Raw genomic sequence first — 13,640 nt, 5'->3', positions numbered from 1 at the left:
TTATTTACTCCTTAATTAAGTCAACCATTTTACTTTCAATACGTTCTTCAAGTGTCTGCATAAATTCACTTTGTGTCAAGCCGGGTGTAATTGGAGGCAAGATACTGACCGTAATTGTTCCGGCTTTTTTCTGAAAGCCTCGACGGGGCCAAAATGCCCCCGAATTTAAAGCAACTGGCACAATGGGAACATTCAATTGCATATATATGGCCCCAATGCCCTGCTTGTATTTTGGTTCTGCACCAATCGGGCGGCGTGTTCCTTCTGGATAAATGATAATTCGATCGCCATCTGCGACTCGTTCCGCTGCTTGGCGAATTAAATCAGCTTTAGCTTGTCCGCCAAGTTTGCGATTCAGCATAATTGTTTTTTGTTTCAAAAAATGAAAGTTGAAGAGAGGCAGATACAAAAGCTCTCGCTTTGCCACAAAGACAGAGCCGCGAAAGATTTCACAAAAAATGACAGTTTCCCATGCTGATTGATGCTTTGAGGCGATGACACACGGTCCTGTAGGCAGATTTTCGCGTCCTTCTACTTTATAATCTAGCCCTAGAATATATTTTGTTCCGAGTGCTGTAAGACGCGCCCAGGCTTGAGGGACGACAAAAGAAAGCTTGCGGCTGCCTAACAAAAATGGAAGGCCCAGCAAGGCTGATAGGGTGGAAACTATCACAAAATATATGTTGAATAAAAATGATCTTAGCTTTCCCATAAAAAAATCCTTTATTTGTTATTTGTCTTTATAGCTACCTTAATTCAACTTATTCATCTAAAATATTGTCACGCCACCAGGGGCGAATGCCAATTTTAATAAACAAGAATTTGGAATATTCCCGCGCAATTTTATAGAAAACTGGCCAGCTGGCATACCATCGTCGATGATCAAACTGTTTTACATTGACAGAATGAGGAATAACTTTCAGGTGGGGCATTGCTAAATGGAACTCTACAAGAGAGCGCGGCATATGAATGGCCGCCGTCACTAATCTGACGGACTGAATTTGATTTCTTTCCGCCCAAATGGATGTTTCTATTGCATTACCCATGGTTGATAGGGCAGCGTAACCCAAAGAAATTCTATTGCTAAGCTGTTCAACTGTTTCAGGGGAGAGGTAAGAATTACACTGTTTACTCAGTAATTGTGGTTTACCTTTTTCGACACCTGACACAAATAACTTATCGCTTAATCCATGGTGCAGAAGTTCAACGCCTGTTGTAATTCGGCACGGCCCACCCGTCCAAACGACAATAGCATCTGTTTTAGTTGTTATATCGATAGGTTTTTGGGGGATACCGTAGACAAAAACTAAAAATCCACAAAACCATACACAGCTTAAAGTGAGCATGCTTAACAAAAATCGTTGCATGATATTAATCTGAACTTAAGGTTCGTAAGACTGCAAACCGAGAGACACAAACGCTCAGAAAAACAACAAATAAGGGAACAATAACCATTCCAAGCATTAATACCGGATCCATCTGGGGACGCAGCAAGTCTGGCACACCCAAATAAACACTTGAAAGATTAAAGACCCAACTGATGGGTAAGGCTAAACCAAAGCCAATAATAGCCCCCCGAACACTGAGCTTAAAGGCATGATTTTGGAACTTGCTGGCAATATAACCATTGCTTGCCCCGATGAGGCGCAAGATTGAAATGCTTTCTTGATGCGCTGAGAGGCCTGCTTTTGTGATTAAAGAAATCATAATGATCACAGTAATTGCGATCAGCATTATAAAGATATAGCCAATAATCTGCAAAGTTTTCCGTAACAGCAACAACATCTCATGCCACTGTGTATAGGCTTCAATTCGCACGCCGGGTGAAACTTGCTGCAATTGGGTGATAATTTCTGAAACAGTTGCCCCAGTTTCGGAATTAAGATTGGCTTCAATCATAACGGGTAAAGGAAAGTCCGGGTATAAAGCAGCTTGCTGGGGTGTGACGCCAAATAAGCCATAGAGCTTGGTTTTATCAGCAATATCAATATGGCTCACACCCGGGGTAGTGGTGAGATATTGAGCCACCGCCGCTGTAATACGATCACGGTCTATTTCATGTTGTAAGGGAATTTCAATGTTAATGCGGTGGCTCATGCCAATTTGCCAGCGTTGGACGGCTACCCCAATGGAGGAAGCACCTGTTAAAACAAGGCAAAGTAAAAAGACAAGGAGCGCGATAATCCATGGTACTAATCGAGTGATGGGATCCTTGGTAATGGGGACTTCTTCAATGTCAACTTTATTAGCCATGACTTACCTTTGTGGATTGATTCGAGACACTAATTAGCCGACCTTGATGTAATTCAACCTCGGGATAAGGGAATTCTGCAATTAATGCTTTATTGTGGGTGGCAAGGATAACGGTTGTGCCGATTTTATTGAGTTCTTCAAATAATCGTAACAAGCGGTAGCCGGATTCATGGTCAAGATTTCCTGTCGGTTCATCAGCTAACAATAACAACGGACGAGTGATAACGGCGCGGGCGATAGCCACACGTTGTTTTTGACCGTCTGATAACGTATAGGGCATTTCGTAGAGGTGTTGCCCTAAACCAACCCATTGCAGTAATTCTTTAGCATGAGTGCGTGCTGTTTTAACATCAGTACCACTAACTTTTAAGGCTAGTGCCACATTGTCAATGACGTTTAAGTGAGAGAACAGTTTGCAATCTTGGAAGACAATGCCAATACGTTGGCGATACTGAGGTAATTCTGTATTGGTGATACGATTTACATCTTTACTAAAAACACGGACTGTCCCTTCAGTTGATCGGACACCCCGATACATCAACTTTAAAAGAGATGTTTTTCCGGCTCCTGATACCCCTGTCAGAAATGTAAAAGAGCCAACATTGAAGGATTGGCTTAGGCCATGCAAAACTCGATGCCCGCCGGGATAAACAAGGCCAACTTGGTCGAATCTTACAATTTCTATTGGCTGCCGGCGTTGGATAACCAAAATTTCCTCACTTTAGTCAAACAGTCGAGATTTATAATTATCAAGGATGAGTATAAATCTAATCCTCTTTTGATCCTATATTGCCTTCTTTTTTAAAGCAAGGCTAGTTCTGATTTAATGTCAAGAAATTTTAATAAAATTTTCCAGCTGATATCTAATTTTTGATCCTTAATTCCTAATTTTTGAGTCCAGCATAATAAAAAATGTAAGCCATAATATAAAACTATATTTCTAATTAGATTTTCTTCTGGTAAGGGCAAAAAACACTAAAAAACAGTCTTTTAATTATTTTTTTAGTTCCTAGATCTATCACAGACAAGAAAACTAACGGAGAATATTATGAAGAAACCATGGACCGCAGCTGAAATTGAATGCATTAAAGCGGCTTATGCTGAAGGCAAAAGAGAAAAGGTTATTGCTATAGAGCTTGGGCGATCTGAATCTAGCGTTAGCAAAGCCATTACACGGTATAAAATTCGCAGCAAACGAGATTATACAGTTTTAAAGCGTCAAAGTCATGCGGGCGATAGCAAAGCGCCCCGAGCTATTGTTGCCAAGACAGTTCGACTGGATACTACTTTTAATGGAAATCCATGCAATTGGACTTCTGCTGATGAAGTCTTACGTTATTTAGGGGAAAACCACCCTCATTTTTTGATCCGTTACCGTGATTGTAAGCCCATTTATAAATTTCACAATATTGAGGTGGCTTTAGCCAAAGTGTTGATGGAAGCAAACAAAATCCGCCTTTCTAAGGGCGAGCCTATATTCCATTTAGATGAAGTAACGGAATAGGGGGGAATAATGAAAAATCACAACATTAATTCATGGCTGCAGCATAAGCGCCTGGCTTTAATTGGAAGTGATAGTTTTATTCCTAAAGATTACGGCCATTTATTATGGCATTGGGGGGTCATTGATGATAAAATGCGGTCATTTTTAAAGCGTTATGGCCGTCTCAGAGGGTTAGTTCTGGTAAGTCAAGGACGCGTTGTCACCTGGACGCACGGGCGTCACTTATACCCGGGTCGTAGTTTTCGGCTGCCTAAAGAAGAAAGTATGAAAATTGAAGGTCAATGGAGAAAAATGGTCGCTACTTTAAAACTCAAAGATATATCCTTATTGGATTGGTTGACTCAAGAGCCAATCGATTACAATACCACGCGGCAAGACATTGTTAAGAGATTCAAAAGTATGTCTCAATCCCACTAGAAATACTACTCTATTGCACAAAATTACCCTTCTTTTTTAATTCTATCAAAAAGTAATAATTTTTTGCAATAAGTCTCTGTATCACTTATTCCTGATTTATAAAGTTTTCCCTTGAAGCTTTAAAATTCTTCCTTGCGATTTTAAATCCAAGGGAAAAGGGGGGATTATATAGCGCGATTGTAAAAATATTCTTCTTTCTTGTTCGCTTAGATAAGCGGGCTAGTTTTTAAAAAATGGATCTGTATTCTAAGTTATGGATAAGAGAGACAGCATTGAAGCCATTAACGGTCACGTTCCCCTTATCGTTATTTAAAAACTCAGCGGCTCTGAAAATCAAAGTAGGAGTGGTTGAGTTTTATTCCTTTTCAGCTAAACTTAAAGCACACCATAATAAAGCTAACTCTGTTCTTCCACCATTAAAAGAATTAGAACAAACTGAAGAGTTAAAGTTAACTCTATAATCCTGTAATATTTTAAGGGTAGAAGAATTATCTTACTTTAAAGAATTTTGTTTCTAATCTAACTTTAGTGCCCTGTGTTGGGTGGTATTTATTTAGAGAAGAATAAAAGTCTTTGATACAAGCTAAGGTTATAGCAAGTACAGGAATGAAGATTATGGTAAATGATATTACCCTTGAATCGTGCTTAGAATGGAGAGGGCATAGAATGCTCGTTGGAAGATGGATTGATGCGACTTAATGGTATATCTTTCCCAGTTTGAGGTGTCTTGCGCACACTGTCATAAAAAACCATTTATAATGATGGAAATTATGTTATAATTTATTAAAATTAAATTTTTGGTGGAGGAAGGATGGGATTTTACACAGGTTTTATAACATTTTCTGTGATTTGGTGGGTTATCTTGTTTGCTGTGTTGCCAATCGGTGTACGGGTAGCAGAATCCACTGAGATTGGTTTTGCCGCAAGTGCGCCCAAAGATCCTATGATCGGGCGAAAGATTTTAATTGCTACATTAATAACTCTCCCTTTATTTTTTGTTGCAAAATGGGTTATTAATACAAATATCTTAGGTATATAGTATTAGATTTTTTTGTAACTATTGTCTTTTATCCTCGATGAGCATCAAAAATATCTGTGAAATCTCTTCGTATTTTGATATGAACTTTAGAATACTCTGATATTTATTGCTGCTTATAAAATAGTTGGTTTAGAAATAAGTCTATTAATAATTTATCCATTTATTTGGTGGTATTCTATCTTACATGGGGCTTATGAAATTAATTATATCTGCCTTCCTTTTGCTTCAATGGTCATGGGGACAGGTTAACTTTACACCGTCTTGGGTGGTGGATTTTCGTCAACGGCGTCCAAGCGATGATTATATTATGGCGCCTTATGACATTATATTCGATTCAACAAAAGGCGCTGTTATGCCCAAAATGTATCGAAGTCCAATATTTTTTAAACACGCCTCGCATCAAAAAATTGATCTCTCAGGTTTTAATGACTTACAAATATCGGGAAGTGGTCAATATTCTTGGTTAGAGTTGAAGGAGTTGGTTACTCATATCCATGAGAACCATAAAATTCCTTATAATAAAATCTATATTTTTGACTTTAGAGAAGAGCCTCATGCTTTTATTAATGACGCAGCAGTGAGCTGGTTTTATGGGCCTTTGCATATTCAGCAAAATAAATCTCCTCAAGAGGTAATTGAGTCAGAATTAAAGAGAGTAAATCAAGTACGGGCGTTTCCCACTGTTCTGATTAATACGATCGAAAAATCGGCTGATGGAATGCCATCGGCTAAGGAGACAGGTATTTATCAGGTTGACATTGTGATGCGGGAGCAAGAAGCTGTCAAAAGTTTGGGTGTCAACTATGTGCGGTTGCCAGTAACGGATCATTTTCGCCCTGAAGAGAGAGATATTGATGATTTTCTTGCTGTCATCAAAGAGCTGCCTGCAGGGTCTTGGTTGCATTTTAAGTGCCGAGGCGGTAAGGGCCGTACAACCACGTTTATGACAATATTTGATATTATCCAAAACCCAAAAGTTGATTTTGAGGAAATTCTAGCGCGTCAAAAAGCGATTGGGGGAACTGATTTCGCCACCGTTCGTCCAAAAATTGGCCAGGCATGGAAGCAACGTTATGCAAATGATCGCGCAAAGCTTATTCAAGTTTTTTATGAGTATCGTCATGCTGATGATGGTTGGGACAAAATGAAGTTTTCTGACTGGGTTAAAAAGCATGTTCAATATTTAGGGTATTTAGGCGATCGCTATGATATCGAATAAAATAAAAGGTGTATCCTTAGTTTTTATGGATTTTTTACATGATTCAACCTATTACATATCAGTTTGTTCAAGGCTGTTTTCCTAAGCGAGATTCTGCTGCTCATAAATATAAGAATGGTTTTGTAACGACATTTGTTGGGTCCTTTCAGTATCCGGGAGCGGCTCGGCTCTGTTGTCATGCGGCAGCTCAAGCAGGGGCGGGGGGTGTCTATGCGTTGTTACCGGAAAGTCTATGGCCACTTATTGGATCAATCCCAGCCGAAGTGATTCCTTATATGATCAAGGAGCATGATGGCGTATTATCCATTGTAGATAGCGTGGAAAATTTTCTAGTAATAAAAGAAAAATCATCAGCAATTCTATTAGGACCAGGCATTGGCCGTCATGCCTCTTTAAGTAATCTTCTTAAAAGTATGTTGTCCATGACAGAGCTGCCGTGTGTTATTGATGGCGATGGGTTATCAATATTAGGGCAATTGGGAGAAAATTTTCTGATACAGCATAGCCACGGTCGTTGGCTCTTAACACCGCATCAGGGAGAATGGCAGCAATTGCTTAAGAGTTTTGAATATAACCCTGCTCTTTCTCCGCAAGAATTAGCAGCTAAATGGGGCTGCACTATTCTTTTGAAAGGATTTCCTTCCCATATTTATACCGTAGATGGTCAAATATATGTAAACACTACGGGGAACCCAGCGGCAACAACGGCTGGGTGTGGGGATGTTTTGGCTGGTCTGATTGCTGGTTATTTGGCGCAAGGTCTTAGCCCCGACCAATCCGCTTGTGTCGGCATATATTTGGCCGGGCAAGCCGCAGATCGCTTAGTAGCAACCACAAGGCGTCATTCCGTGATGGCAACAGAGATTTTGGCAGAACTTGCTACGAATCAATTAACAAAATAGAAGTTATACTTTGTTACAATAAGTATAAAATCTATTAATTTTTACGGTTGCTTACTCTAACTTTATCCTGATATAGTCAAACTTCCGTTCTAATTTGTTGATCATATAAATAGGGAGTCTGCCTTCCTTGATAATTAAAATTCTATAAAATTTATCCTCGTCAATGGGAAATATAACCTGTTGACTATTATTATCCTGTTTTGTGATGGAGAATTGCCATGATGAAAATCAAGGCCTGGCATGTATTTGCCTGTATATTAGATGCGACAGGTCGGTATAAATTATCGATTGCTTTTATGCTTTTTTTAGCAATTTGTTGGGCAGTGGATGTTTCTCTCCACTCGTTTTTGCAAAAATTAATTATTGATAGGATAACGGATCAACCTAAAAATATTTTCCAAGCGGTTGGAACACCCGCCATTTTATTCGTACTCTTGTCTTTTTTTATGTCGACAGTATTTCGCCTGTATGAATACTTAGTATCAGTCAAGATGATCCCAGAAATGCGCAAATATGTCGGGCAGCGCTATATCAGTAACCTGCTCAAGCAAAGCCATACATTTTTCCAAGATCAGTTTTCGGGAAGCTTGGCCAATAAAATTAATGATTTAACGATGTATGTTCCTGAAATTATTCAGATTGTGATTGATCGATTTTTTAGTCATTTTTTGATGTTAATTATAGCAACCTATACGCTGTGGACTGTTAATCCTGTTTTTGCTTACTTGATGATAGGGTGGACAGTGTTTTTTATCTTCTTGTCGCTGATTATTGCTAACCGTCTAACTCAGCTTTCAGATAAATGGTCAGAGTGCGGGTCGATCAATACAGGACGAATAGTTGACATTTTATCAAATATTATGACTGTGCGCTTGTTTGCGCGCAGAAAGTATGAGTATGCGTATATGTCCGCAGGTTTTGAGGATGCTGCGCAGGCAGAGCAGCGCCTCAATTGGAATTATTTCTGGGTGTGGTTTGCCTATGGTTACTCTTTTGTCTTTACTTTAGCTCTTAACATGTATTTTCTTTTGAAAAAGCGTGAATTGGGGGTAATAACAGTTGGTGATTTTGCGTTGGTAATTTCTTTAAATGTGGGGATTGTTGATGTTTTGTGGCAATTAACTTGGCAATTTTCTCAGTTTACAAAATGTTATGGGAAAATTTCCCAGGCGTTGAGAGTACTCTTACAACCTGTTGAAATCACGGATGTGGCCGATGCTAAACCTTTGGTTGTTAACCGTGGGATCATCAAGTTTCAGAACGTTACCTTTTGTTATAAAGCCGTCGATCCCTTGTTTAAAGATTTATCTGTGACCATTGAAAGAGGACAAAAAGTAGGATTGGTGGGTTATTCTGGCAGTGGTAAAACAACTTTTGCCAATTTAATCTTGCGTCTTTACGAAGTAACCGACGGCAAAATTACCATCGATGATCAGTCAGTGAAAGAAGTAATGCTCGATACTCTTTATCAATCAATCGGTATGATCCCCCAGGACCCCTCTTTATTTCACCGGACTTTACGGGAAAATATTAGTTATGGACGTCCTGAAGCTACCGAGGCAGAGATTATAGAGGCGGCTAAAAAAGCCTGTGCTCATGATTTTATTTCTCGTCTTAAAGAAGGATATGAAACAATGGTAGGAGAGCGAGGAGTCAAATTATCGGGCGGGCAACGGCAGCGGATTGCAATTGCGCGTGCCATTTTGAAGGATGCTCCTATCTTAATTTTAGATGAAGCAACCTCTCAATTGGATTCATTAACTGAAAGCTATATCCAAGATTCATTATTGCAAGCGATGCACGGCAAGACAGCAATTGTAATAGCTCATCGATTGTCAACTTTATTGCGAATGGATCGTATTCTGGTCTTTAACAAAGGACAGATTGTCCAAGATGGATCGCATGAAGATTTATTGAATCAGGATGGACTTTATAAACAATTGTGGAGCAGTCAAGTAGGCGGCTTTCTGCCCGATAGGTATCATTAAATAGCATAACGGCCACCCCTCAAGACAAAATAAGTGGCCGTATCTTCTTTAAAAAGTATAGATAATCTTCATAATAAGCATGATTAAGAATTCATTAACAAGAATTTATCCTTAAAAAATCTTTATAAATCAATAAAATAAAATCTTTAATAAAATAATTTTTTTTATAGTAATAAATGCTATCAATTCCATAAAATTTGTTGTAATTTCTCTTTAAAATAAATTTTTAAGGAAAGACGATCAACATGAATTTATTGAAATACTTAACGTTGGGTATCGGGCTGATAAATAGTGCCGAAGCTGTGGTCTTAGAAGATATTATAGAGGGGAAGTATAAAAAAGCTGGTAGCGAAAGCATGATAAGCCCAGAGACTTGTACTTTCTCAACTCCCATGGAAGAAGCAGATTCGATTCCTGCTCTAGTGCCAGTAAAGTGCTCCTTCAAGGAACCTCTATTAACGGTGGAAGAAGGTGGACCTGACGACATGGATGAAGACGTTTCTCCTGATACAGCGGATGAAGAAGGGGAAGTCACTACTATAGAAGATGACGTCTGGCCAAGCCGGAATTTTGAAGAGGGTGTGATTAACCAAGCGGTAGCTGAATTTTTTTTGAGGGATATGCAAGAGGGACCAGTAACAGTCGGTTATTATCTCGGGTCATTTGATCCAATGCATAAAGGGCATAAAGAGGTTGCTACACAAATTATTGAAAGAAATATTTGTAATTATACCCTCATGTGCCCTATTTGGGGTGGAGATGATCTTAAAAAACGAACTGACGTTAAGATACGCTTGGATATGATTTTCGCAGTCTTTAAAGATGATCCTCGTGTTATTGTGACCCGTTTGTCACCAGCTAAAATCCAAGAGGTATTTGCTAAACGGCAAAGCCCAAATAGTAAAGATATTGTTGTCAAAATTCCTGGATTAAAATTTAAGGGGATAATAGGGTCCGATATCCCCCAGACTTTTTATGAAAAAATGCAAGAGAATGTACCTAATTTTATGGGGGGTACCGTCATTTCTCCCGAGCGTCGTGACACCACCTACGGTGCAGTGGATGCTTTGCCCGTGGAAAGTTATGTCATAGCGTTAAGAGATAATGCTCCTGAGGGGATTCAATTTATGGATTCTTTTGTGGGTAAGCCTGTTAATTGTTTCCTTGAGCCCACCCCCTTTTGTCGCTCTTACTCTTCTAGCGAGATCAAATTAAGGTTGAGGGAAGGAAAACCAATTAGCAATATGGTTTATCCCTCCGTCGAACACATGATTGATGAGAAAGATTTGTATGAAAGGGGAGAAATGAAGGACCCAATGGCTCCTTCTTCGACAGATGTTGAGAGTAGCAAAGAAGGGGATGTAGAGGTTCTCCATCTTCCTTCTGAACGTGATGAGCGTACGAAGAAGAATTCTCAAGTGCCTGCTTCTATAACTGTCTTGATAACGGGTGATAAAGTTGATGACTCTACACAGTTTAAGGATTCAAATAACAATCACAGAGAGCCATATAAGTCTTGTATAAATGGACTCATTTCCCCTCGATATGGTAAGTTTACTACTGAATATTCATCCTCTCCCTCTAATGGAAGAGAGCTCGATCTTGATAAGGAAAACAGAGCCCCTTTTAACCTTGATAATCCCTTTTCGAAATTTTTTGCCTCCCCGCTAAAAAGTTTTACTAGCAAGGTAGGGTCATTGACTAAGAGATCACTATCGAAGTCTCAATCTTCGGACTCAAGCGGAGGCGAGAGTGACGCAGACATGGCTTCTACTTACAATGCTAAGAGGCCACTATCGAAGTCTCAATCTTCGGGCACAACACGGGACAAGCTTAAAATAAGCCCACCTTCCACAAGCGTTTTTTTATCTCTTGCCCTTTCTCCGCGCTCACCCTGTTCCCCTACATCAAATCAAAGTCAAGCTGTGAACATTCTTAATATGGTCGCTCATGCTAATTAATGTTAGAGAAATCAATTTGAGATAAAAAAAATCATACTTACTTAGAACATCCTAAAAAATGTTCTAAGGAGTAAGACGGATAAAAAAGGCTCTGAATTTCAGAGCCTTTATTTTTTACTCCTTAGAACCATTACCCCCTCCCTTTTCCGTGACTGATTGTTCTAAATAATAAAAGATATTTAATTTCTTTAGGGTGGAGGGCATCTTATTTATAGGTTGTTTTCTGAATTAATAGCATTCAATGGATGGCTATTGTTCTGCTGCCCCAGTACAAAAAAAGGGCTCTGAATTTCAGAGCCCTTATAGTTTTTATTAGACGATCCACGAGGAGGGTATAAGGTCGTCCATTTTTATTGTTGGAAAGCGGTTTTAGGAGGAGGGATAAAAACCACTTTCAGAGCCACAGATTCGGGAGGGTTTCAGAGGGTTATGATCTCGAACCTGCGGTATTCCTGTGTTCAATATACATATGGGAATGGACTTTTATTTATGCAATACTTTTTTATTATTTTTAATTTTTTATCAATAGAGGGGGCTTTTTATTATCTATTAAAAAAGCCCCTGAGCCAAAGAGCTCGAGGGGCAAATGGATTCTCAGAGCTGTATTAATTTACATAACCAACCGTACGCGAGTTGTGGCCGTTGTATGACTAAGTTCTGTATTGATACCGATCGCTTGTTTAATGATGGCAATAGATTCTTCCCCCAAAAGAGAGAATAGTAAGGGAAGACCAACATTAACTCTGTTAAAGATGACAATATTGGGATCTTCGGTGTCAGCAACGTTTGCAATTTTTTTAGCTTCATCCATAGCTGCAAAGAATCCACCAATTTCATCAACCAAGCCATTTTCCTTGGCTTGGAGTCCCGACCATACTTGCCCGCCGGCAATAGATTTCACGTTATCCACGGAAAGTTTGCGTCCCTCTGCTACTGTTTGGGTAAAGTTTGCATAAAAGATATCAAGGCTTTCTTGCACCTTTTTCCAAGCAGCTTCGTTAAAATCTTGTGTCATTGACCACATGCCAGCATTATCACCAATTTGAACGCGATCCCAGGTGATGCCATAATTTTCGGTTGCTTTGCCAATATTTGGTTTTGCCATGGCAATGCCGATTGAGCCTGTTAAAGTCATCGCATTCGCATAGATTTTTGTAGCTGGTGCTGCCATATAATAACCCGCAGAGGCGGCGACGCTGCCCATAGAAATAATGACAGGAACGCCTTTATCAACAGTGCGCTTGACAGCCCTATAGATGGTTTCGGCTCCTGAAACTGCTCCGCCCGGTGTATTGACGCGGAAAACAATTGCTTTCACTGCTGGATCTTTGAGCGCCATTTCAAAGGATTTATCCAGAGATTCAGGCGCATAAGGATCATTCATTGTCAAAGCTGTACTTCCTGACGGTGGAACTTCTGCTTCAAGCAAAATGACGCCAATTTTATTTTTTGACTGAGGGCGTTTGCCTTGAGGTGAATAGCCTTTCTCCGTAACGAATGCAACATTATTGCCGAGTTCTACCTTAATTTTATCGCGCACTTGGTCGCGATAAATAAGGTCATCCAATAATTTAGTTTGAATGGCTTGGCGATCCTGATGAGGTGCTGTATTCATCAAGGTTACATAGGTTTCTTTATCTAAACCACGGCCTTTTGCTGAAGCATCTTGGATATGAGACAAAATTGATGAAATAACACTATATAGATTTTCTTTGACTTCAGGGGTAAAATCGGTCCGGGTAAATCTGTCAATAACACCTTTTTGTTCATTCCGCCGTGCTGCTTGTACGGTAATATCAAACTCATCCAAGAAATCTTTTAAGAAAAAGGATTCTAAGGATGCCCCAATGATACTGACAGCGCCATGCGGTTGCATATAAATTTTATCCGCAACAGAAGCTAAATAATAAGAAGACGTTCCATTAGAGTTATCGCCAAAGGCATACGCAAAGGCGTAAATTTTTTTGCCTGCTTTACGAAATTCTTCTAAGGCAGTCCGTAATTCTTCTGCTTGAGCAGCACTTAGGGTGTTGCCAACGATGGATAGGCTGATCGCTTTAACACGGGAATCTGTCCTTGCTTCATTCACCAATTCTACTAATTCAATTAATGATTGGGTGCGGTATTTTTGTAGTTGGGATAAGAGACTGGTTGGTAAATTAAAATCTTTTATGGGTAAGCCACCGACTTCAAGTTGCAAAACAGAATTATCTGTCATTGGGTCAGAATCAGGATCTTCCTGAGCTGATCGGACAAATTTCATATAGCCAATGATAAGAATAACCACGACAGCAAAGCCAATGGTTGAAAAAATCAACCCCAAAGCACGACGAATAAACTTAAACATGTTTCCCCCT

Annotated in this window: 13 protein-coding genes; 8 read left to right on the top strand and 5 right to left on the bottom strand. The window is 39.5% G+C overall.

What is annotated here, in order from left to right; translation table 11 throughout:
• Positions 1-4 precede the first annotated feature (4 nt).
• Genes ID47_RS03315 through ID47_RS03300 form a run of 4 tightly spaced genes read right to left on the bottom strand, consistent with a single transcriptional unit; the run spans position 5 to position 2,962 of the window.
• Positions 5-712 (bottom strand): lysophospholipid acyltransferase family protein, encoded by a 708-nt coding sequence (locus tag ID47_RS03315; RefSeq protein ID WP_051908516.1) that lies wholly within the window; start codon positions 710-712, stop codon positions 5-7.
• Between the two features lie 49 nt (positions 713-761).
• On the bottom strand, positions 762-1,367 hold the full coding sequence (locus tag ID47_RS03310) for a YdcF family protein (RefSeq protein ID WP_051908514.1): 606 nt from the start codon (positions 1,365-1,367) through the stop codon (positions 762-764).
• Positions 1,368-1,371: 4 nt separating this feature from the next.
• On the bottom strand, positions 1,372-2,253 hold the full coding sequence (locus ID47_RS03305) for a cell division protein FtsX (protein WP_038463826.1): 882 nt from the start codon (positions 2,251-2,253) through the stop codon (positions 1,372-1,374).
• Positions 2,246-2,962 carry a cell division ATP-binding protein FtsE gene (locus ID47_RS03300; protein WP_051908511.1) on the bottom strand — a complete coding sequence of 239 codons (717 nt, stop codon included), beginning with the start codon at positions 2,960-2,962 and terminating at the stop codon, positions 2,246-2,248. Before ID47_RS03300 ends, ID47_RS03305 begins: the two co-directional genes overlap by 8 nt.
• Before the next feature lie 339 nt (positions 2,963-3,301).
• Between ID47_RS03300 and ID47_RS03295 the strand changes: the two genes are divergently transcribed.
• The 8 genes from ID47_RS03295 to ID47_RS03260 all read left to right on the top strand — a co-directional run bounded on the left by ID47_RS03295 (position 3,302) and on the right by ID47_RS03260 (position 11,283).
• The gene (locus tag ID47_RS03295) at positions 3,302-3,757 is read left to right on the top strand and encodes a helix-turn-helix domain-containing protein (protein WP_038463823.1); all 456 of its coding nucleotides are present in this window, start codon (positions 3,302-3,304) and stop codon (positions 3,755-3,757) included.
• A 9-nt stretch (positions 3,758-3,766) separates the two neighbouring features.
• The gene (locus ID47_RS03290; RefSeq protein WP_038463820.1) at positions 3,767-4,174 is read left to right on the top strand and encodes a hypothetical protein; all 408 of its coding nucleotides are present in this window, start codon (positions 3,767-3,769) and stop codon (positions 4,172-4,174) included.
• Between the two features lie 272 nt (positions 4,175-4,446).
• Entirely contained in the window at positions 4,447-4,635 is a 189-nt protein-coding gene (locus ID47_RS03285; protein ID WP_038463818.1) for a hypothetical protein, read from the top strand.
• Between the two features lie 350 nt (positions 4,636-4,985).
• Positions 4,986-5,213 carry a DUF1467 family protein gene (locus ID47_RS03280; RefSeq protein ID WP_038463815.1) on the top strand — a complete coding sequence of 76 codons (228 nt, stop codon included), beginning with the start codon at positions 4,986-4,988 and terminating at the stop codon, positions 5,211-5,213.
• A gap of 193 nt (positions 5,214-5,406) precedes the next feature.
• Positions 5,407-6,432 carry a protein-tyrosine phosphatase family protein gene (locus ID47_RS03275; RefSeq protein ID WP_038463812.1) on the top strand — a complete coding sequence of 342 codons (1,026 nt, stop codon included), beginning with the start codon at positions 5,407-5,409 and terminating at the stop codon, positions 6,430-6,432.
• 38 nt (positions 6,433-6,470) lie between these two features.
• Positions 6,471-7,334 carry an NAD(P)H-hydrate dehydratase gene (locus tag ID47_RS03270; protein ID WP_038463809.1) on the top strand — a complete coding sequence of 288 codons (864 nt, stop codon included), beginning with the start codon at positions 6,471-6,473 and terminating at the stop codon, positions 7,332-7,334.
• Between the two features lie 218 nt (positions 7,335-7,552).
• On the top strand, positions 7,553-9,322 hold the full coding sequence (locus ID47_RS03265) for an ABC transporter ATP-binding protein (RefSeq protein ID WP_038463806.1): 1,770 nt from the start codon (positions 7,553-7,555) through the stop codon (positions 9,320-9,322).
• Positions 9,323-9,567: 245 nt separating this feature from the next.
• Entirely contained in the window at positions 9,568-11,283 is a 1,716-nt protein-coding gene (locus ID47_RS03260) for a nicotinate-nicotinamide nucleotide adenylyltransferase (protein WP_038463803.1), read from the top strand.
• A 610-nt stretch (positions 11,284-11,893) separates the two neighbouring features.
• Here the strand turns inward: ID47_RS03260 and sppA are convergent.
• A complete protein-coding gene (sppA, locus tag ID47_RS03255) occupies positions 11,894-13,630 on the bottom strand; it encodes a signal peptide peptidase SppA (RefSeq protein ID WP_038463802.1) in 1,737 nt (578 codons plus the stop codon).
• Between the last annotated feature and the right edge of the window lie 10 nt (positions 13,631-13,640).

Origin of the sequence: Candidatus Paracaedibacter acanthamoebae, assembly GCF_000742835.1 — a bacterium.
Classification (GTDB): domain Bacteria; phylum Pseudomonadota; class Alphaproteobacteria; order Paracaedibacterales; family Paracaedibacteraceae; genus Paracaedibacter; species Paracaedibacter acanthamoebae.
This window is presented reverse-complemented; position numbering and strand designations above follow the sequence as displayed.